At 30.2% G+C, this 19,098-nt stretch carries 26 protein-coding genes and 1 riboswitch; of the genes, 7 read left to right on the top strand and 19 right to left on the bottom strand.

What is annotated here, in order from left to right; translation table 11 throughout:
* Positions 1-20: 20 nt before the first annotated feature.
* Complete coding sequence (locus HALHA_RS06415) at positions 21-1,334, bottom strand: cation:proton antiporter (RefSeq protein WP_015326971.1); 1,314 nt, start codon at positions 1,332-1,334, stop codon at positions 21-23.
* 371 nt (positions 1,335-1,705) lie between these two features.
* Here HALHA_RS06415 and HALHA_RS06410 point away from each other — a divergent pair, with 371 nt between their 5' ends.
* The gene (locus tag HALHA_RS06410; RefSeq protein ID WP_015326970.1) at positions 1,706-1,921 is read left to right on the top strand and encodes an alpha/beta-type small acid-soluble spore protein; all 216 of its coding nucleotides are present in this window, start codon (positions 1,706-1,708) and stop codon (positions 1,919-1,921) included.
* Positions 1,922-1,979: 58 nt separating this feature from the next.
* On the top strand, positions 1,980-2,195 hold the full coding sequence (locus HALHA_RS06405; RefSeq protein ID WP_015326969.1) for an alpha/beta-type small acid-soluble spore protein: 216 nt from the start codon (positions 1,980-1,982) through the stop codon (positions 2,193-2,195).
* A gap of 47 nt (positions 2,196-2,242) precedes the next feature.
* On the opposite strand, the gene HALHA_RS06400 is transcribed toward HALHA_RS06405, so the two are convergent.
* The 6 genes from HALHA_RS06400 to thiT form a co-directional block, all read right to left on the bottom strand.
* Positions 2,243-2,470 (bottom strand): hypothetical protein, encoded by a 228-nt coding sequence (locus HALHA_RS06400; protein ID WP_015326968.1) that lies wholly within the window; start codon positions 2,468-2,470, stop codon positions 2,243-2,245.
* A gap of 92 nt (positions 2,471-2,562) precedes the next feature.
* Positions 2,563-3,912: an FAD-dependent oxidoreductase gene (locus tag HALHA_RS06395; RefSeq protein ID WP_015326967.1), complete on the bottom strand. Its 1,350-nt coding sequence runs from the start codon at positions 3,910-3,912 to the stop codon at positions 2,563-2,565.
* A gap of 128 nt (positions 3,913-4,040) precedes the next feature.
* Positions 4,041-4,220, bottom strand: a complete 180-nt coding sequence (locus HALHA_RS06390) for a hypothetical protein (RefSeq protein ID WP_015326966.1) — start codon at positions 4,218-4,220, stop codon at positions 4,041-4,043.
* Between the two features lie 63 nt (positions 4,221-4,283).
* Positions 4,284-4,475 carry a 4Fe-4S binding protein gene (locus HALHA_RS13925; RefSeq protein ID WP_425402048.1) on the bottom strand — a complete coding sequence of 64 codons (192 nt, stop codon included), beginning with the start codon at positions 4,473-4,475 and terminating at the stop codon, positions 4,284-4,286.
* Positions 4,476-4,598: 123 nt separating this feature from the next.
* Positions 4,599-5,249, bottom strand: a complete 651-nt coding sequence (locus HALHA_RS06385) for a thiamine diphosphokinase (protein WP_015326965.1) — start codon at positions 5,247-5,249, stop codon at positions 4,599-4,601.
* Complete coding sequence (gene thiT, locus HALHA_RS06380) at positions 5,249-5,815, bottom strand: energy-coupled thiamine transporter ThiT (protein ID WP_015326964.1); 567 nt, start codon at positions 5,813-5,815, stop codon at positions 5,249-5,251. The genes HALHA_RS06385 and thiT overlap by 1 nt, the downstream gene beginning before the upstream one ends.
* A 56-nt stretch (positions 5,816-5,871) precedes the next feature.
* A riboswitch (TPP riboswitch) is annotated at positions 5,872-5,980 on the bottom strand.
* Positions 5,981-6,110: 130 nt separating this feature from the next.
* On the opposite strand from thiT, the gene HALHA_RS06375 reads away from it, so the two are divergent.
* Positions 6,111-6,494 carry a hypothetical protein gene (locus HALHA_RS06375; protein ID WP_015326963.1) on the top strand — a complete coding sequence of 128 codons (384 nt, stop codon included), beginning with the start codon at positions 6,111-6,113 and terminating at the stop codon, positions 6,492-6,494.
* Positions 6,495-6,519: 25 nt separating this feature from the next.
* Here HALHA_RS06375 and lnt read toward each other — a convergent pair whose 3' ends face one another.
* From lnt to HALHA_RS06335, 8 genes are all read right to left on the bottom strand, one after another.
* Complete coding sequence (lnt, locus tag HALHA_RS06370) at positions 6,520-7,992, bottom strand: apolipoprotein N-acyltransferase (RefSeq protein ID WP_015326962.1); 1,473 nt, start codon at positions 7,990-7,992, stop codon at positions 6,520-6,522.
* Positions 7,993-8,475: an ECF transporter S component gene (locus tag HALHA_RS06365; protein WP_015326961.1), complete on the bottom strand. Its 483-nt coding sequence runs from the start codon at positions 8,473-8,475 to the stop codon at positions 7,993-7,995.
* Positions 8,476-8,559: 84 nt separating this feature from the next.
* Positions 8,560-9,222 (bottom strand): cell wall hydrolase, encoded by a 663-nt coding sequence (locus tag HALHA_RS06360; protein WP_015326960.1) that lies wholly within the window; start codon positions 9,220-9,222, stop codon positions 8,560-8,562.
* A 135-nt stretch (positions 9,223-9,357) separates the two neighbouring features.
* Positions 9,358-10,161 (bottom strand): esterase/lipase family protein, encoded by an 804-nt coding sequence (locus HALHA_RS06355; protein ID WP_015326959.1) that lies wholly within the window; start codon positions 10,159-10,161, stop codon positions 9,358-9,360.
* Entirely contained in the window at positions 10,142-12,361 is a 2,220-nt protein-coding gene (gene glgB / locus HALHA_RS06350; protein ID WP_015326958.1) for a 1,4-alpha-glucan branching protein GlgB, read from the bottom strand. The genes HALHA_RS06355 and glgB overlap by 20 nt, the downstream gene beginning before the upstream one ends.
* Positions 12,362-12,516: 155 nt before the next feature.
* Entirely contained in the window at positions 12,517-12,780 is a 264-nt protein-coding gene (locus HALHA_RS06345; RefSeq protein WP_015326957.1) for a zinc ribbon domain-containing protein, read from the bottom strand.
* Between the two features lie 44 nt (positions 12,781-12,824).
* Complete coding sequence (locus HALHA_RS06340; RefSeq protein WP_015326956.1) at positions 12,825-13,820, bottom strand: AIR synthase family protein; 996 nt, start codon at positions 13,818-13,820, stop codon at positions 12,825-12,827.
* A 17-nt stretch (positions 13,821-13,837) separates the two neighbouring features.
* Complete coding sequence (locus HALHA_RS06335; RefSeq protein ID WP_015326955.1) at positions 13,838-14,356, bottom strand: ECF transporter S component; 519 nt, start codon at positions 14,354-14,356, stop codon at positions 13,838-13,840.
* Positions 14,357-14,585: 229 nt separating this feature from the next.
* On the opposite strand from HALHA_RS06335, the gene HALHA_RS06330 reads away from it, so the two are divergent.
* From HALHA_RS06330 to HALHA_RS06320, 3 genes are all read left to right on the top strand, one after another.
* A complete protein-coding gene (locus HALHA_RS06330; protein WP_015326954.1) occupies positions 14,586-14,831 on the top strand; it encodes a DUF1657 domain-containing protein in 246 nt (81 codons plus the stop codon).
* Positions 14,832-14,851: 20 nt separating this feature from the next.
* Complete coding sequence (locus tag HALHA_RS13715; RefSeq protein ID WP_015326953.1) at positions 14,852-15,379, top strand: DUF1657 domain-containing protein; 528 nt, start codon at positions 14,852-14,854, stop codon at positions 15,377-15,379.
* Positions 15,380-15,524: 145 nt separating this feature from the next.
* Entirely contained in the window at positions 15,525-15,737 is a 213-nt protein-coding gene (locus HALHA_RS06320) for a hypothetical protein (RefSeq protein ID WP_015326952.1), read from the top strand.
* A gap of 23 nt (positions 15,738-15,760) precedes the next feature.
* Here HALHA_RS06320 and HALHA_RS06315 read toward each other — a convergent pair whose 3' ends face one another.
* The 4 genes from HALHA_RS06315 to HALHA_RS06295 form a co-directional block, all read right to left on the bottom strand.
* Entirely contained in the window at positions 15,761-16,132 is a 372-nt protein-coding gene (locus HALHA_RS06315; RefSeq protein ID WP_015326951.1) for a hypothetical protein, read from the bottom strand.
* 130 nt (positions 16,133-16,262) lie between these two features.
* Entirely contained in the window at positions 16,263-16,844 is a 582-nt protein-coding gene (locus HALHA_RS13710) for an alpha-helical endospore appendage domain-containing protein (RefSeq protein WP_015326950.1), read from the bottom strand.
* A gap of 35 nt (positions 16,845-16,879) precedes the next feature.
* Entirely contained in the window at positions 16,880-17,164 is a 285-nt protein-coding gene (locus tag HALHA_RS06300; RefSeq protein ID WP_015326949.1) for an alpha-helical endospore appendage domain-containing protein, read from the bottom strand.
* Positions 17,165-17,325: 161 nt separating this feature from the next.
* The gene (locus tag HALHA_RS06295) at positions 17,326-17,610 is read right to left on the bottom strand and encodes an alpha-helical endospore appendage domain-containing protein (protein WP_015326948.1); all 285 of its coding nucleotides are present in this window, start codon (positions 17,608-17,610) and stop codon (positions 17,326-17,328) included.
* Positions 17,611-17,798: 188 nt separating this feature from the next.
* Here HALHA_RS06295 and HALHA_RS06290 point away from each other — a divergent pair, with 188 nt between their 5' ends.
* Positions 17,799-19,079, top strand: coding sequence for a glycosyltransferase (locus HALHA_RS06290; protein WP_015326947.1), 1,281 nt, complete (start codon positions 17,799-17,801; stop codon positions 19,077-19,079).
* The last annotated feature ends 19 nt before the right edge of the window (positions 19,080-19,098 follow it).

The raw sequence follows: 19,098 nt of genomic DNA, 5'->3' as shown, positions 1-19,098 counted from the left end.
TGATTGCTCTAGAGCAATCATTAGCTATGCATTTCTCCAGTTTTACTAAGTGCATATTCAGTTAATAAAGGGCCAATAATTTCTGTAATAGCAGTAGTAAATAATAAAACATTAAAGACTAACACCCCAAATTTATAACCACCCACTGAAAAATGAACAAATTCTCGTTGTACAGTATACGCTAAATCAATCGCCAGTCCTACTTGTGGCAATAAACCTACTCCTATATACTTTATCACTTTATCAGGAGCATCCGATAGCCAAGCTCCTAAAGAAGCACCTCCAACTTTACCAATAATTCTAGCTGTAGCATAAATTGCAACTAGGATTAAAAAAGACTCTGATGTTACACTATTAAAACGTATGTGAGTTCCTGCTAAAATAAAGAAAATAGCATATAAAGGAGTAGTTAAAGTATCCATATATTCAGCAATACCTAGATGTTTTTTAGAAAAATTACGATAAGCAAAACCTACTGATAAATTAGCAATTAAAGGTGATATATGTAAAGCAAGTGCAAGAGCTGAAACCCCTAGTACACTAGATAATAATAATAGTATTTTTTTAGATTTATTATGATAATAGCTCATAAGCTTTTGTGAAAAGTACCCTATATTTAACCCCAAAATCACTGCCCCTATTATTTTTGCTAAAGGAATAAAAAAGGCATTAAAGATTGTTAATTCAAGTTTTGGAGCAATATTAATTAAAGCAATTGGTTCTGCAAAACTAAAAATTATAAGGGCCAATGCTTCATCAATAGCCAATACAACTAATAATGTAGCTGCTAACTCCCCTTTGGCTCTATATTCTTTAATTACTAGAACAGTAGCAGCTGGAGCAGTAGCAGAGGCAATCGCTCCTAAAATAAGAGCTAAAGATGTTGGCTTTCCTAATGCTAGTAAACTAATAGTAACTAATGAGAAAGCACCTAAAGACTCAAATAATACAATTAAAGCAAATTCTAATTCTAATTTTTTTAGAATTCTAATTGATAGTTCACTACCAATAGTAAAAGAAATAAATGATACCGCTAAAACTGTTATATAATTAAAAGAATCTATTAAATAGCCATACCATTCTTTTTGCATTACTGAAAAAACTGGTAAATTATTAATGACACCTGGACTAAATAAAATACCTATAAAAATATATCCTACTACCCCCGGGATTTTTAGCTTTTTAGTAATAGATAGTACCAAAAAAGAAACTACTACTAAAGCCCCTATGATATAGATTACTTTATGACTTAACTCATTTGTTAAAGACCAATATTGTAAATCAGTTAAGGTATTAACAGTATCTAAACTCATCTTTCCTGTATTTAAACTCATTTTTCCCCTCCCAATGTTATATTAATTAAAAACATAAGTTATATTATTTTAAAAATAATAATCATTATCCATTATAGATGCATTTATTTATGTCTATTTTATCTAAACAAAGTATATATTATGCAATAAAAAAAGTAAAGTCTCTTTTATTATTATAGAACTATATTATTATAGAACTAATTGAATTTAATGTCATAGGTACATATAAGTTAGATATAGTACCTATTGGTGTTAATCTTATTACTCCTCACCATCATTATATTTTATAGACAATTTTAGATTTTTTACTTAATTTATAAAAAAACTAACTCGTATTAATTTTGATGTAGCACAAATAATAGTAATACAAAAGAATTAAGGAGGTGAAAGAGATGAGTATTAGAAATAATAGTAACAGATTATTAAACCCAGAGGCTTTAAAAGCAATGGATAAGTTTAAATTAGAGGCTGCAAAAGAGTTAAATGTTTCCCAAGATTATAAATCTGGCTACTGGGGAAATATGACCTCTCGTGAATGTGGTGCAGTTGGTGGTCAAATGGTTAAGAAAATGATCCAAGAGTATCAAAACAATATCGCTAACAAATAAAAAATCCCCCACCTGTGAAGCTTCTTTGTAATACTAAAATTATTGAGGAGGTAAAATAATGAGTATTAGAAATAATAGTAACAGATTATTAAACCCAGAGGCTTTAAAAGCAATGGATAAGTTTAAATTAGAGGCTGCAAAAGAGTTAAATGTTTCCCAAGATTATAAATCTGGCTACTGGGGAAATATGACCTCTCGTGAATGTGGTGCAGTTGGTGGTCAAATGGTTACGAAAATGATCCCAGAGTATCAAAACAATATCGCTAACAAATAAAAATATAATAATAATTAAAGCCCTGGTTACCAGGGCTTTAATTATTATTATGATTCTCTTTTTAAAAAACTAATAATGATTTTGATAATTGTATAGTTGGTTAACCAGGTAGATTCGTCATTATCTTCAACGATTTCTGTAGGGACTTTTAATTTTTTTAGTGCTTTTAAAAAGTCTGAATTACATTTAATTTTATCTTCATCTTTTGCTCTAGTGTATTCTTGATTTTGTATTTTTTCTAAATTATTTAAAAAACTAGCTGAATTATACTGCATTGATTATATCACCTCTCTAATATAAATTACATATACTATTGTATCAACTACATCTATCATTAACAAAAGTAATTAATGTTAACTAATATAGATTATTCCCTTTTTTTATTAGCAATTAACCCAGCAATCATTATTCCATCTTTAGGAACTGAAAAAGGTGGAGCATATGCTAAATCTAAGTCAATTAATTCATCAGCTTTCATTTCATTATAAATTGCTGTTGCTAACACATCTATTCTTTTATCTACCCCAGTTTCTCCAATAATTTGTGCTCCCAAAATTTTACCTGTAATCTCGTCAACGATTAATTTAATATTAATTTTTTTATAACCTGGATAATATCCTGCATGGTTACCTGCTTTAATAGTAGAAGTAACTATTTGATATCCTTCCTTTTTAGCCTCTCTAGCTGTTAGCCCAGTTCTAGCTACAGCTAAGTTACATATCTTAGTAATTGCAGTTCCTAAAATGCCATCAAAACTGTCCTCTACTTCAGCTAAACTATTTCCTGCTACACGACCTTGCTTATTAGCTGTTGATCCTAAAGGAATCCAAACTGGATTATTAGTTATTAAATGATTATTTTCAACACAGTCTCCAGCAGCATAAATATCTGAAATTGAAGTCTCCATTTGCTTATTAACTTTAATTGCTCCTGTTGACCCCAATTCTATATTAGCATCTTTAGCTAATTTCACATTTGGTTCTACTCCAATTGCTAATAATACAAAATCAGTTTCAATTTCTTGGCCACTTTGCGTAACTACTGTATTAACTTTTTGTTCTCCTTTAAATTCAGATGCTCCATCATTAGTTATGATTTTAATTCCTTTGCTTGTTAAATTTTCTTCTATAATTTCTGCCATATCCCTATCGAAATTAGTTAATAACTGGTCTGCCATCTCTACTACTGTTATATCAAGTTCATACTCTAATAAACTTTCTGCCATTTCTAAACCTATATACCCTCCACCAATAATAACTGCTTTTTGTGGTTTATTAGCAGTAATAAATTCTTTTATTCGATCAGCACTATTTACATTACGTAGGGTAAAGATATTATCCAAATCAACTCCAGCTAAACGTGGAACAATAGGTTTAGCCCCTGTAGCTATTACTAATTTATCATAAGTAATTTTCTTTTCTGTATTTTGGAGAACATTTTTGACAATTACTTGTTTTTTATCAGGGATTATTTTTTTTACAGTATGTTGAGCTTCTACTCTTGGCCCTTTTCTAGCTTCAAATCTCTCTGGTGTATAGACTATTACATCTTCTCTTTTTTCTATTAAATCTGAAATATAATAAGGAAGGCCACATCCTGAATAAGAAATATCACTATCTTGCTCAAAAATTGTAATCTCTGCTTTAGGTAATTCTCTTTGAGCTTTAGCTGCTGTACTAGTTCCTGCAGCAACACCACCAATTACAATAATTTTCATATTTACCAGCTCCTAATAAGGATTAAATCAATTTGATCTCTTCTGTTATTACTATTGGTAAAAGGGGAGTTTAATATTGATATATAAGAAAAATTGGCCCATAAATTTTCAGGGCCAATAAATCACCATTATTGATTTTGCTCATCATAATGAACCTCATCAATCTTAATTCCTCTAAATTGACTATCCCCTTCAATACACTCCATGCAATTATCACACTCTTTGTTAGGGTCTAGATCACAAAATAAACAGTCATTACAGTCGTTACAAGCATTACTAGGTTCTAATATGCAGTTTTTTCTATCCATAGATTTCCCTCCTGATATAATACTATAACCGTTAGTTTAACATATAATTTTACAAAAATAAAATTAAGGGTAATTAAAGATTAAAGCATCAGTGGGACATAATTGATAACAATGTTTATCTCCTAAACATTTATCTGTATCTATTACTTGAGCTTTAACTCCTTGGTTTGTATTAATTAATTGCAGAATATGACAACCGCATGCTTTAACACAGCAGCCACACCCAATACATTTTTCCCAATCAACTTGTTTAATATAAGCTAATTTATATTTTTTACCATCCTTTCTTTGGCCCCAGCGATGATCTATAATATCACCTTCTTTAAGAATTAATCTATGCTTCCCTTTGATGTAGATATATGTATTAAATTATTGGATTTATGTCTTTAAATAATTATTAATAATTATTAATAACTTTCCGGTCTTAACTTTAATCTGAGCTTGATTGCTTTGAATAATATTACTAATTCCTAAAGTAGAACCTCGTTTTAATGTAGCATTATTTAGTACATACTTAAATCCTGATAAAGTAACTCCTGTTACTTTATCAGTTAAAGGTACTAAAGAAATTGTTTTATTTTTTTTATTATTGAGTTTTATTTTATTAGTAATTAATTCGATTCTCTCTTGTGGAGTTACAAATCTAACTCTTGTTTTAAAATCAGTGTACTTTTCTAACAAATAAATATTAGCCAAAGTATGATCGAATCTATCGCCTAGACCAGCAAAAATAATTAGCTCATCATAGTCTTTAGTTATTAATTTATCTAATAATAGTTCTGTATCTGTTTTATCTTTTTCGACTGGAAACTTTTCAAAATTAACTCCTTGGTTTTGATAATGTTTTATTATTTCACTAGATAATGAATCAAGGTCTCCTATTATTAAATCAGGAGTAATTTTTAATAGATAGGCATGTTTTGCTCCTCCATCTGCACAAGCAATCAGATCTTTAGGTTTAATATAATCTTGATAAAATTGTTTATCCTTGCTTAAAGTTCCATTAATAAAAATAATTGCTCGTTTCACTAGTTTTTAACCTCATTTAGTCTCATTGTTGGGTTATTAGCTATAGCTTTTATTAAAAGTAACATAACTATTCCTGTTATAATAGTTTCAGGTACTAAATAACTTGCATTATATACTAAAGAATAAACCCAGACACTTTGACCTTCAGGAGCATATTGACCAAAGAAAACTACTCCTGTTATAAAGTGGGCCAAGAATCTAAGAAATCCAGCTACTAACACACCACTACTAATTATTAATGACTTCTTCTTTAAATCATTTGTTTGATATAAGTTTCCTACTAATCCTGCTAAACCTAATAAACCATAGGCTAGCGGGTAGTCAAGAATTAATTGTGCCCAATGAACAATATAGCCGCCGAGCATAGCTTGTAAAATACCATATCCAGTTCCTACTAAAAATCCTTCACGCCACCCCCAACGTAAAGCAATAAATATAATTGGGATCATTTCTAAAGAAATGGAGCCACCTTGTGGCAATTGATAAATTTTCAAGTAATTAAATATAGTAGCTAAAGCTAAAGCTACCCCCATTTCAGCTAACTTTTTTACTTTTGATCCTTTCATTTTTTCTCCTCCTTAATAATTAAAAAAGCACAATCCTAGCTAGGATTGTGCTTTAAAGTTTAAAGCAACAACTTCCCTACGCTAGTATTACCTAGATCAGGTACAAAGGGTCAAGAATTATTAATTCTTTCTCAGCTCTTAAATAAAGCTCCCCTAGTGAGTGTAATTTTCTTTTGTCTACTAGAAATTATAACAAAACAAATATTTTTTTGCAACTTTAACCAATAAAAAATTGATTTTGAAATACTTGATATGTTAAAATGTTAATAACATTAAATTAAGGAGTGATAATTAAATGAATCCAGAACTAATTATATCTATTTCATTTATGGCAGCAGTTATTATAGAAGGAGTGATTCTTTTAAAGAATTTCTTCTCTGCTAAGGTAGAGACTGAATTTTCAAAATTATTATTTAGGTTTTTATCGAATAGTTTTGTCTATGCAGCTGCTTTATTAATCTTCATCTCTTCTTTTAGTAACAATAATGGTTTAGAGATTATTAATTTCCAAGATTTAAGTCACCTTAGTTTAGGACAAACTACTATTTGGGTTATCTTAATTGCTGATGCAATTACATTGTTAATTTTAAGCATTGGCTTAGTTTCTAAACTATTAAAAAAGGATAACAAACAAGAAGAAAAAATTATTGATCAACAAAAAGCTAAAAAATTAATCTAGTACATATAAAAGGGAGTAGCTTAAGCTACTCCCTTTTATACTTTGTGTAGGTTATAACTGTTAGTATTAACAAACAGTTAAAAATAATCTTCCCAAACAAATTACCTAACTTTTGATATACAGTTATTGCTTTAGAGGTTAACTTTAGATTATAACTTAACGAAGTAGTTTTAAACAACTTAGTCCTAACTAAAACTTGCCCTTGATTATTAATTACACTACTGATTCCGGTATTGCCTACCTTTATAACAGGTACTTGGTACTCTACAGCTCTAAAAATAGCTGCTTGTAAAATTTGCAGCGGTGCCTTACTCTTTTCAAACCAAGCTTCATTAGAGATATTAATAATTAAATCATTATTTTGATATAATTTTTGTACATACAATGGATTTAAAATCTCTGAACAAATAGGAGTAATCCAACTTATATTTTTTAACTTAAAATCTTGTAATTTATAACCTGGAGTAATTTGATTTAAATTAATTTCGATAAAATTAGGTACTAAATTAGGATAAGGGACATATTCTCCCCATGGTACTAATTTATTTTTACTATATTTAGTTATGATTTTATTATTTTTATTGACTAAAAAAGCTGTGTTTAAATAATCTCCTTCCTGATTGTCAAAACCACCGACTAATAATGATGTATCATCTGGAAATCTAAAAGGAAATTTTTTGGTTTCATCATAAGATCTTAAAATAGCTGTCTCAGGCCAAATTAAAAGCTCAGGGTCTTCTTTTACTATTAATTCTCTTGATAAATTAATAATTTTAGAAGTTATTGCTCCTTGTTTTGTAGGATTCATTTTTATCTTTTGAGGGATATTAGGTTGAACTAATCCTACTTCTAATTCTTTTTTTATAGGCCTTTTATTATTAATTTTTAATCTACCATAGCCATAATTTAAAGTAAAAATCAAACAGGCAACTAAAAAATAACTCATTCTTTCTTTTTTAGATTGGCCCTTTAATCCTAAATATATTATAGTATTAACTATTACAATTATAAAGCTTACTAAATATACTCCTCCATACTGGGCCAATTGGATTAATTCAGGAATAAATGCTTGACTATAACCTAAGAAACCAAATAAAAATTGAAAGGAAAAAATCGTTCTCAAAAATTCTATCCCTACCCAAGCTACTGGTATAACAATCAATATTGATATATTTAAGAAGTTATTTATTGATTTAGTTACCCAAGCAAATATTGCAAAATAAAAGCCCATAATTATAAATGCTACGATAACTAATAAAGCACAAACTAGCCAAGGATAACCACTAAATTTAAGCAAAGGATGAATTAACCATTTATTGCTACTTATAAAGAAGATAAAGCCCATTAACCATCCTAAAAGGAAAGCTTCTTTGCTTGTTCTTTTTTCTAGTGCAAAAAGAAAGGGGATTAATCCGACCCAACTAACTAAAGCTAACTTAGGAAATTGAAAAGGAAGGGCCAATAGCCCCCCAGATAAGATTGCTAATAGATATCCCATTTAGTTTTCCTCCAAATCAGTTCTATTCAATAATTTAAGTAAGAAGATAGCTAATAATCCTCCAGTTAAAGCAGTTAATAACTGTGGCAACTGCATAACTTTAGCAATTTTATTTGGTACATTAACTAATGAACTTACTGCCCAAGATAAGACTAGAAATTTCAGCCCGGCTGCTCCAGCAATAGCTAAGTACTTATTAATTCGCTTGGCAAAATAATAACTACTAACTAATATAATATTACCTAAAATAATAAAAGGAACTACAGGAGCTAAGGGAGCTGGTAAAATCCCTCGTAAAAAAGCTATGCCAGGAGTCAAGCCACCAACTAATACTCCTCCTAGTAATCCTACTAAATTGGTTGAAACAAATAACATCATATTAACTAACGGACCAGTAATAAATGGAGGAAACCCCATCATTTGAATAATTAAGGTTAAAGCTAATAGAATACTCGTTCTAGCAATCCATTTAGTATACTTCATATTATCACCTTTCTAATTAAATATTCTATAAGTTTATTCTCTATAATCAATTGTTTTCCTCCCTAAAATAAAAAAAGGACACATTTACTGTGTCCTCAATCTAGCAAAAACATGATTTCCTATTTCTTTAAGTGGTACTGTATTTTCAAAAATCCAGTCAGATGTAGCAGTTACAGGGTTATAATAATAGAGTGCCCCATTAGTAGGATCCCAACCATTTAAAGCTTGTTCTACTGCTTGATAGGCATAACTATTACGTAAATCATCTTCATCAGGCATATAAATTTGACCATCTAGTACTGCTGAAAATGCATAGCTACCATCAACTTTTTCAAAAATAACATCTTTAACCTTATTAGGAAACTGAGAACTCTTTACTCGATTAATGATAACTGCAGCTACTGCTACCTGACCAGTAGTTGATTCTCCTCTAGCTTCAGCCCACACAGCTTTAGCTAACCACTTCTTTTCCTCTGGAGTTACCTGTATTCTCTGATAAGAAGAGTTCTCTTGAGAAGCGGACTTATATGATTCATCTAAAATCCCATCATTACTTCCTTTATCACTGGATAAAAAAGATAAAAAGAATAAAGAAAATAAACTTTTAATTAAAGAAAAAAAACTATTTGTATCACCACTACTTGCATAAGCAGGAGGAATTAAAACAAAACCACATAAGAAAGGAAAAACTAAAGAAAAAACAAGCATATATATAATTAATTTATCATAAATAGCCTTTGTTTTCATTTTTATAACCCCTTTTATATTAATTGCTACATCTTTTATTTATAATAATTAGAATATATTTTCTCTTATCCGAGTATATTTTCTCTTATTTGATAGCAAATTGCAAAGGTAATTATTTGTATAAATAACAATAAGTTATTCTATTGTCCATTGAATTCCTTTAAAAGTTCCTTTATGAAATAGTAAATCTAAATGTGTAGCATCTACTGCTAATCTAAAGCCAAAGTGAGGAGTATTGTAATTAGCCTGGTTTAATTTTTTTATAGCATCTTGCCATTCATTATATGGAATTGATGAAGAAATTCTAACAAATCCAGGTCCTCCTGAATCAGTAGCATGAGGACTATTATTGCGATTGTAAAATTTGGTTTTATCTATAGCTCCTATTACTCCCCACTTTTTATTATTATTTATATATAATTTTTCCCAATCTTTTTTAAGCTCTTTAATAAATTCACTATTGCTTGCTAAATCTTTTAATTGGCCTACGATACCTACTGAAGTAATAACACCTTGGTGAGGACTCCCAACTGTTAATATTTTATGTACTGTTTCCCAGTTTTCTTCTTTTAATGTCATATATTTACGAGCTACTAATCCTCCCATACTATGAGCAACTAGAATTACTTTGTCCCTATTAGTTATTTTTTTAATCAAATCAATAATCTTATTTAACCTTTGTGCATATAAAGTTAGATCTCCAAATAAAGACTCTTCAATAGGATTAGTTGTGTAATAAGAGATACTCCAAATCCATTGTTGAGGTCTTTCACCATAGAAATTATGATAAACTTTATCTTCTTCAATATATCTCATCTCATAATAATTATCATTACTAATAATTTTAGCTGTTCTTTTCCACGCGTCTACTCCTTTAGCTATGCCATGAACAAATATAATAGGATAAGCAGTAAAATAATTATCTAGTTTTAAGTCCATCTTTTTTCTCCTTTTGTGACTGATATTTAAAGTAAAGCCCACTTAATGGAGGTAGAGTAATATTTATTGATTCCTTTCTTTGGTAGCATTCTATTGGTTCTGATTTAAGCTTACCTAAATTGCCTATATTTTGCCCTCCATAAATTTTAGAATCTGTATTTAATATCTCATTATAAGTACCTGCTTGAGGAACACCTAATTTATAATTTTCTCTTACAACTGGTCTAAAATTAAACACACAGACTATTATTTCATTTTCTTTTTTATTCTTTCTAATAAATGAGAAGATGCTTTTTTGATGATTATTACAATCTAACCATTCAAAACCTTGTGGATCAAAATCAACTTCCCATAAAGCATTATTTTGTTGGTAAATAGCATTTAAATCACGGACAAACTTTAATAATTTTTGGTGTGGTTTATAATTTAAGAGATGCCAATCCAAACTTTCAGTAGCATTCCATTCACTCCATTGACCAAATTCTCCTCCCATAAACAATAATTTTTTACCTGGATGGGCATACATATATGAATAAAACAGGCGCAAATTAGCAAACTTTTGCCATTTATCACCAGGCATCTTCTCTAGCATTGATTTTTTTAGATGTACTACTTCATCATGAGATAAAGATAATAGATAGTTTTCGTTAAATGCATACGTCAAACTAAATGTCAGATTATTATGATGGTATTTTCTATGTGTAGATTCTGCCTCTATATATTCTAATGAGTCATGCATCCATCCCATATTCCACTTCATAGAAAATCCTAGACCATCTGAATATGTAGGGCTAGTTATTCCAGGTCGTGAAGTAGCTTCTTCAGCAATAGTTAAAATTCCTGGGTAATATTTATGAGTAATTGAATTAAAATACTTTAAAAATTCTATGGCTGCTAAATTTTCTGTACCTCCATATGCATTTGTTCTCCAGTGTTGGCGCCCATGGTCTAAGTATATCATAGATGATACTGCATCTACTCTTAAGCCATCTATATGAAACTTATCTAACCAAAATAAAGCATTTGATATTAGAAAGTTTTTAACTTCATTTCTACCATGGTTAAAGATATAGGTTCCCCACTTTAAATGTTCTCCTAGCAACGGGTCTAAGTGTTCATATAGTGCTGATCCATCAAACCTTCCTAATCCATGAGCATCTTTAGGAAAGTGTCCTGGGACCCAATCTAAGATTACTCCAATATTATGTTGGTGAAATTGATCTATTAAATACATTAAATCTTCTGGTTTTCCAAATCTACTGGTTGCAGAAAAGTAGCCTGTAATTTGATAACCCCATGATTCATCAAGTGGATGTTCTGCTAGCGGCATAAGTTCAACATGGGTATAGTTATTCTGTTTTATATAGTTTACTAATTGGTCAGCTAATTCTCTATAAGTTAAAAATCTATTTTTTTCTTCTGGGACTTTGGCCCAGGAACTTAAGTTGACTTCATAAATTGATATAGGTTCCTTTAACCATTCTTTTTCTTTTCTTTCTTTCATCCATTTATCGTCTTTCCATTCATGTTTATTATTTATTTCGTATATGATTGAGGCCTTTGCTGGTCTTAACTCGCTGTAAAAAGCATAAGGATCAGATTTCATTAAAACTCTATCTGATTTTGTTTTTATTTCAAATTGATATAACTCTCCTTCTGTGATATTAGGAATAAAGATCTCCCAAACTCCACTAGCTCCTAGCATTCTCATTTGATGAACTCTACCATCCCAGTTATTAAAATCTCCTACAACACTTACTCGTTTAGCTTCTGGAGCCCAAACTGAGAAATGAGTTCCTGATACTCCTTTTTTAGTTGTTATATGTGCTCCCATTTTTTCATAGATTTGATGATGATTCCCCTCATTAAACAAATGCAAATCATATTCTGATATAATTGGTAAAAATGAATAAGGATCTTTAGTTATCCATTTCTCTCCTTGCTCATTCTCTAATTTTAATTTATAATTGAATAATTTTGATTTATTAATTACTTTCTCAAAAAATCCTTCCTTATTAATTTTATTTAGTTTAATATCATTTTCTAAGATATCAGATATAATGAAAGCTTTTTTTACTTTTGGTCTAAAGATTCTAATAATTACCTGTTCTTTATTTAATCTATGTATACCTAATATTTCAAATGGATCTTTACAGTTACCAGTTATTAGTTTATTGATTTTGTTTTGATCTGAAATTATTGTTTGTCCCTCCTTTTTGTTATTGTGGTATGGAATTATATTACATTCATTCTATATATATTATTTTCTATTTGTTTTTATGATTTCCTTTTTTTATTTTGTGTTCATAAGTGACTAAGTAATAACTGTATTATTAAACTAAAAAAACACAATGATTAATCTTCACTGTGTTTTACATTCAAATCGAAATATTTAGTTTCTACTTTCTTTTTTGACCTTAATTCGTTACAATTGTTACAAAAAAAGCTTATGCTTCCACATCCTTTAATTACTTCAACTTTTTCTCCGCATCTATCACAAAAATTTATCACATCTTTTATCTCATATGGAGTATATTCATCACAACACTTACAAAAATAATTACTTTCTCCTTTATCACGCATGATATTATTACACTTTTGGCAAATAGCCTTTTTCATTTTTAATCACTTCCTTACTAATGTTATGAAAAACCTGCTCTTTTCTACTTATTATTTTCCTTTAAAATCCGCCATAACTCATCTTCAGGAGCAGTTTCAATCTCTATTTTTCCCTCATTAGTTCTTACAATCTTATTTTTCGGCGTAATTTTACCAATTATACTAGCTTTAATTTTTTCTTTATTTAACTTTTTGACTAATTCACTACCTTTATCAGTTATAAGAATCATCATTCCTGAACCAATTAAAGAATACGGATTAATATTTAAAGCTGTCGTAATAATTTCAGTAACTTTATGAACTGGTAACTTTTCTTGTTCAATTTTAAACCCGACTTCTGATGCAGTAGTTAGTTCATATAAAGCACCATATAAACCACCTTCAGTAACGTCATGCATAGCATTAACACCTAAATTGGCCCCTAATAAACCTTCAGGAACTACACTTATATCTTTTGTTAAATTCAAAGCCTCATTTATTACTTCTTTTTTAACACCTAGTTTAAGTAATTTATCATTAAAAGTATTTGCTAAAATTGAAGTTCCTTCCAGGCCAGTCCACTTAGTAACTACAATGTCATCTCCTATTTGAGCATCAGAAGAAGTAATGAATTTATCTTTAGTTGTTTTGCCAATGGCCGTACAAGATACTAATGGTTGTTTAACTATATCAGTTACTTCTGTATGTCCTCCTAATACATCTATCCCTAAATTTTTAGTTGCTTGATTAATATCTTCTACAATTGCTACTACTTCTTGTTCACTCATATTTGGTGGGATTAATAAAGCTTGTTGAATTCCAATTGGTTGCGCACCATTAGCTGCAATATCATTACAAGATATATTAACTGCTAAAGTCCCCACCCCTTCTTTTATACCAGTAATTGGATCCGTGGACATTACAGCTACAAATTCTCCAAAGTCAATTACTGCTGAATCTTCCCCTAGTTTAGGGCCAACCAATACATCTGAATTATTAGATGATAATCTATCTAAAACTAAATTTTTTAGTTTACTAATCTTAACCTTACCTGCTTGCATAATATCACCTTTCTGATTTAATCAGTTACTATTTCTAATACATTAGCTCTTAATAAAGCAAAAATTATTGGAAAAGCAATTACCATCCCACCAATTGCCTGAGTTAAATTTCCTGGTATACCACCTAATGCAGCAGCCCAACTACCTCTCATAATAGTTCCTGCAATAAAATAACCAATCACCATCCATGTTCCTCCAATTGTAGTAGCTATTATATCTCTTAACCTGATAGAAGTTTCTGTATAATTACGCATAGCAATAGTACCAATAATAAGTCCTTCAATACCTTTAATAACAAAAGTAGGTATAGCCCAATGAGTATAACCACTAAATAAATCAGCCAATGCAGAACCTACTCCAGCTGCTATAAATCCTAATTTAGGACCAAATAAAATAGCAACTAAGTAGATCATACTATCACCAATGTGAATATAACCGTTTGTAGCTGGCATTGGTACTTTAATTACCATCGTTCCTATAGTTACTAATGTAATTAATAAACCTCCTAAAACTATTTGTCTTATATTTTGATTCATTATTATCCCCCTTTTTATTAACTTTTTGTAATGATAGCACATCATTAAAATTTTGTCAATATATCACTAAAAGTAGGAATAATAATTTTCTACTTTTCTTTCTTTTTATTATTGCCTAAATTACTCTGCATCTTTCTAGGAAATCATTTAATGCTTTCCCTAACTTTTCCTATCATATTTTATCAGCTACTGGTTATTATAATTGATGAGGTCGAAAGGAGGTAGTAATATGACAGTTGGTGATCAATTACACCAGACTTTGACTAGTTTAGAAGGTGCTAAAACTAATCTAGAGAAGTTTGCTTTAAGCACTAATGATAAGCAAGCTCAAAAAATGTATAATCAAGCTGCCCAACAAGTTAAAGGTGTAGCTAACCAATTACAAGGTAGGGTTAATTATGTTGAACAAGAAGAACCTGCTTATAATAAAAGAACAGGCGCTACTAACAAAGCCCAAAATAAAAATCAACAATAAAAACCTTAGGGGGTAATAATATGACAGTTGGTAAACAATTACACCAAACTCTAACTAGTTTAGAAGGCGCTAAAAATAATTTAGAGAAGTTTGCTTTAAGCACTAATGATAAGCAGGCTCAAAAAATGTATAATCAAGCTGCCCAACAAGTTAAAGGTGTATCTGACCAATTACAAGGTAGAGTTAATTATGTTGAGCAAGAAGAACCTGCGTATAAACAAGGAGCAGGCGCTACTAATAAAGCCGGTGGAGCTAATCAAGGTGCTACTAATAAAGCCGGTGGAGCTAATCAAGGTGCTACTAATCAAGTAGGTGGTGTAACCGCAAGTGGTACTAAGCAAGGTGCTACTAATAAAGCAGGTGGCGCTAATCAAGGTGCTACCAACCAAGTAGGTGGCGTAACTGCAAGTGGTACTAAACAAGGTGCTACTACTACTAATAAAGCAGGTACTACAGGCACTGCTAATAAAGCTGCAAAAGCAACTATTACTAATAAGACAACTAATAGTGTAACTAAAAATAAAAAGAAGAATAAAAAAAATAAGTAATAGCTTTTAACTTTGGCCCTAAGAGATCTCTCTTAGGGCTTTATCTTCATAATGCTCCTTAATACTTTTTATCTAAATTTCATACATAAATTATGATTAATTATTACAAAATATATAATACTAATTAACCTAAAGGAGAGTAAAGATGATTAAAGTAATTAGTACTTTTACTACTAAAGCAATTCATATTATATTATACTTACTTATCATGGCTTTCTTTTTAACTTTTATATATTCTTTTTATGATATTTTAATTGGAGCTGATTCCTGGTCACAATTAATTAAATTGATTACTAATTCATTAAAAAAACTATATCACTTAAATAGTTTAAGTCATTATCTATATAAATTGCTATAAAAAAAGGCCTCTTATAAAGGCCTTTAAAACTCATCTTTATATCTTATATTATATTCTTTCGTTTCTGGATCAAATTTCAGAGATAATCCATTTTCACGCTTTAATCTAGCCTTAAGTCTATTTTCTATTTTCTTTTTAGTTTCTAAATTAATCTTATATCCAGCTTGTTTTAGTTCAGATATTATCTTATCTAATAAATCATTTATTGTATTTAAAGCTCCATTACTAGGAAAAGTTACTAAAATAGCATCAATAATATCATCAATTTCAGCTAAAACAGGAGTTCCTTTACGAAAGTAATCATCTAAACCTGGTTTAAGTTTAACTAACACCATAACTACAGCAGATAACATACCTAAGACACTAATAACAGCATTTAAACTAATCCCTCCCATAGCATCTCCCTCCTTTCCTTTTAAAACTTTTCTACTAATATTATTTCTATTTTAAAAGATAATATATTATCCTTATTAATTCTATTCATTTATTCTAATAGCTAAAGCTAAATCATCATACTACTTTCTACTATCTAACTTCGGGAGCTACTGTTGTACTAGACGTTGTACTAGACGTTGTACTAGATGTTGTACTAGATGTTGTACTAGACGTTGTACTAGATGTTGTACTAGACGTTGTACTAGACGTTGTACTAGATGTTGTACTAGATGTTGTACTAGACGTTGTACTAGATGTTGTACTAGACGTTGTACTAGATGTTGTACTAGACGTTGTACTAGACGTTGTACTAGATGTTGTACTAGATGTTGTACTAGATGTTGTGCTAGATGTTGTACTAGATGTTGTACTAGATGTTGTGCTAGATGTTGTTTCAAGTTCCTTTTTAGCCTCTAAAACATCCTCTAATTTAAATTGTAATAACATCTCCTTTTTAATTGGTGTTCTCATTATTTTAGATACACTTCTTTGAAATTCAAGTACTTCAGTTGGATCCATAGTACCTTCTTCCATCATCTTGGCCACTGCTTGAACTTTTTCTGCTTCTGCATTCATAAAGTGGGCCAAGGCTGTTTCTTCTAATGCTATTGACTCCAATAAATCTGTTAAAGACTCCTCTTGCTCTTTATCTGGTATTTCTGGCATTGACATCCCTTTATCCCCCCTTTTTTCATTACTAATAATGATTATCCTTCTATTTCCCTTTTAGTCTCTAAAACATCCTCTAATTTAAATTGTAATAACATCTCCTTTTTAATTGGTGTTCTCATTATTTTAGATACACTTCTTTGAAATTCAAGTACTTCAGTTGGGTCCATAGTACCTTCTTCCATCATCTTAGCCACTGCTTGAATCTTTTCTGCTTCTGCATTTACAAAATGGGCCAAGGCTGTTTCTTCTAATGCTATTGACTCTAATAAATCTGTTAAAGACTCTTCTTGAGTTCTTTCTGGTATTTCTGGCATTGACATGTCTTTATCCCTCCTTTCTGCATTTCCATGTTTATTATATAATATTAGCCAACTATATATTTGTTACAAAAATAGAATAATATTACATAAAAATAAATAAAAAACCTTCACCCTGCGAAAGAGTGAAGGTTCTTATGAATAAACTAACTCACTTTTAATTGCTATTTTTCTAATTCCTTTTTAGCCTCTAAAACATCTTCTAATTTAAATTGTAATAGTATTTCTTTCTTGATTGGTGTTCTCATTGATTTAGATACACTATCTTGAAATTCAAGTACTTCTTTCATATCAATATCTTCTTCTTCCATCATTTTAGCTACTGCTTGAACTTTTTCTGCTTCTGCATTCATAAAGTGAGCTAAAGCTGTTTCTTCTAATGCTATTGACTCTAATAAATCTGTTAAAGACTCTTCTTGTTCTCTCTTAGGCACCTTCGGCATTGTCATTTTTACCAGCTCCTTGTTAATAATAAGTATTAAATTTACGATATATACTATGGGAAACTAAATTTAAATGTTACAGGAATCATTTTCCAATTACAAGTAGTCAACAAAAAACTATTAATACACACTAACCACTAATAAATAATATATATATATTGAAACACTATTAATTTATTTAGGAGGAATTACTAATGAAAGTAGGTATTCTAACAATGTTTAATGGTCTTAGTAGTACTTATTCACTAGTAAATGTAGTAGCAGAACAACTAAAAATGTTACTTAATAATAATATCAAAACCAAATTACTTGTTACTGAACATTGTTCTGCTAAAGAACAAGAAGGCATCTATAAGGATGAAAGAATTGAATGGGCCAAAGTAACAAACACACTTAATGGAGAACAAATCCACTGGCATGATTATACCCAAGCAAAAGGCGCAGTACATGATACTTTCTTTGCTGAAGCAGAAGTAATAGCTGAAGATTTAATAGAAAAACTAGCAGATGTAGATGTCTGTATTATGCATGATATTCATTACCAAGGTTGGCATCTAGTCCATAATGTAGCCGTTAGAAAGGCTCAAAAAGAGTTGCCTAACACAAAATTCATTGCTTTTACTCATTCTTTTCCTGCTAATAGACCTTCTAATCCTGAATGGCCATTTTCTGCTCGTTATACTCCTATGCCTAATACTATTTATGCTTATCCAACTTATTCTGGTATCTCAGCTTTATCTAAACAATATAACGTTCCCCAGGGTAAATGCCGGGTAGTTAATAATAGTCTCAATCTATTAGAAAATATGAGCCAAGAAACACAAACTATTGCTAAAAATATTGATATACTGTCATCTGATATTTTAATAGTTTATCCAGGGCGTCTAACACCAGGTAAGAGATTTGAAAGAGTTGCTGCTTTTGCTGGAGCAATGAAAAGTAAAACTGAACAAGATATTAAAGTAGTCTTCTGTGATTTTAAATCCAGTGATATTAAACCAGCCAAATATAAAAGAATCATTACAGAAGCAGGATATAATTTTGGGTTACAAGAAGAAGATATACTCTTTACCTCAGATTTAGGATATCCTGATGGTATTCCTAGAGAAACTGTACTAGAACTTTTTACTCTATCCAATCTGTTTATTTGTCCTTCTTTTTCTGAATCTTTTGGTTTAACAGTACTTGAAGCAGCAAGTAGAGGGAATTTTTTAGTTCTTAATGAAAGAGTCCCTGCTTTAGAAGAGCTAGGGAAGAAATTGAATGCTTATTTTATGAGATGGGATGCAAGAAACTATGGCTATAATACTAAAGAAGAATATCAACCTTCAGAAGAAGTATATTACCAAGAACATGGAGAAAATATACTTAATTTAATGCGAGAAAATAATGTATTACATGCTAAAAGTATGGTCAGAAAACGTTATAGTCCACAGTGGATTTGGAGAAACCAGTTAGAACCTTTATTAGATTAGATATTTTTCCATTGGCCCT

It is taken from the genome of Halobacteroides halobius DSM 5150, from assembly GCF_000328625.1.
GTDB classification, from domain to species: Bacteria; Bacillota; Halanaerobiia; order Halobacteroidales; family Halobacteroidaceae; genus Halobacteroides; species Halobacteroides halobius.
This window is presented reverse-complemented; position numbering and strand designations above follow the sequence as displayed.

What these genes read in the sequence shown, in the direction of transcription:
- HALHA_RS06355 (WP_015326959.1), bottom strand. Translation starts at nt 10,161, where the DNA reads ATGGACTTAAAACTAGATAATTATTTTACTGCTTATCCTATTATATTT.
- HALHA_RS06360 (WP_015326960.1), bottom strand. Translation starts at nt 9,222, where the DNA reads ATGAAAACAAAGGCTATTTATGATAAATTAATTATATATATGCTTGTT.
- thiT (WP_015326964.1), bottom strand. Translation starts at nt 5,815, where the DNA reads ATGAAAGGATCAAAAGTAAAAAAGTTAGCTGAAATGGGGGTAGCTTTA.
- HALHA_RS06395 (WP_015326967.1), bottom strand. Translation starts at nt 3,912, where the DNA reads ATGAAAATTATTGTAATTGGTGGTGTTGCTGCAGGAACTAGTACAGCA.
- HALHA_RS13710 (WP_015326950.1), bottom strand. Translation starts at nt 16,844, where the DNA reads ATGTCAATGCCAGAAATACCAGATAAAGAGCAAGAGGAGTCTTTAACA.
- HALHA_RS06415 (WP_015326971.1), bottom strand. Translation starts at nt 1,334, where the DNA reads ATGAGTTTAAATACAGGAAAGATGAGTTTAGATACTGTTAATACCTTA.
- HALHA_RS13715 (WP_015326953.1), top strand. Translation starts at nt 14,852, where the DNA reads ATGACAGTTGGTAAACAATTACACCAAACTCTAACTAGTTTAGAAGGC.
- HALHA_RS06405 (WP_015326969.1), top strand. Translation starts at nt 1,980, where the DNA reads ATGAGTATTAGAAATAATAGTAACAGATTATTAAACCCAGAGGCTTTA.
- HALHA_RS06320 (WP_015326952.1), top strand. Translation starts at nt 15,525, where the DNA reads ATGATTAAAGTAATTAGTACTTTTACTACTAAAGCAATTCATATTATA.
- HALHA_RS06315 (WP_015326951.1), bottom strand. Translation starts at nt 16,132, where the DNA reads ATGGGAGGGATTAGTTTAAATGCTGTTATTAGTGTCTTAGGTATGTTA.
- HALHA_RS06410 (WP_015326970.1), top strand. Translation starts at nt 1,706, where the DNA reads ATGAGTATTAGAAATAATAGTAACAGATTATTAAACCCAGAGGCTTTA.
- HALHA_RS06390 (WP_015326966.1), bottom strand. Translation starts at nt 4,220, where the DNA reads ATGGATAGAAAAAACTGCATATTAGAACCTAGTAATGCTTGTAACGAC.
- HALHA_RS06345 (WP_015326957.1), bottom strand. Translation starts at nt 12,780, where the DNA reads ATGAAAAAGGCTATTTGCCAAAAGTGTAATAATATCATGCGTGATAAA.
- HALHA_RS06295 (WP_015326948.1), bottom strand. Translation starts at nt 17,610, where the DNA reads ATGACAATGCCGAAGGTGCCTAAGAGAGAACAAGAAGAGTCTTTAACA.
- HALHA_RS06340 (WP_015326956.1), bottom strand. Translation starts at nt 13,820, where the DNA reads ATGCAAGCAGGTAAGGTTAAGATTAGTAAACTAAAAAATTTAGTTTTA.
- HALHA_RS06400 (WP_015326968.1), bottom strand. Translation starts at nt 2,470, where the DNA reads ATGCAGTATAATTCAGCTAGTTTTTTAAATAATTTAGAAAAAATACAA.
- HALHA_RS06290 (WP_015326947.1), top strand. Translation starts at nt 17,799, where the DNA reads ATGAAAGTAGGTATTCTAACAATGTTTAATGGTCTTAGTAGTACTTAT.
- HALHA_RS06375 (WP_015326963.1), top strand. Translation starts at nt 6,111, where the DNA reads ATGAATCCAGAACTAATTATATCTATTTCATTTATGGCAGCAGTTATT.
- HALHA_RS06300 (WP_015326949.1), bottom strand. Translation starts at nt 17,164, where the DNA reads ATGTCAATGCCAGAAATACCAGAAAGAACTCAAGAAGAGTCTTTAACA.
- lnt (WP_015326962.1), bottom strand. Translation starts at nt 7,992, where the DNA reads ATGGGATATCTATTAGCAATCTTATCTGGGGGGCTATTGGCCCTTCCT.
- HALHA_RS06365 (WP_015326961.1), bottom strand. Translation starts at nt 8,475, where the DNA reads ATGAAGTATACTAAATGGATTGCTAGAACGAGTATTCTATTAGCTTTA.
- HALHA_RS06330 (WP_015326954.1), top strand. Translation starts at nt 14,586, where the DNA reads ATGACAGTTGGTGATCAATTACACCAGACTTTGACTAGTTTAGAAGGT.
- HALHA_RS06335 (WP_015326955.1), bottom strand. Translation starts at nt 14,356, where the DNA reads ATGAATCAAAATATAAGACAAATAGTTTTAGGAGGTTTATTAATTACA.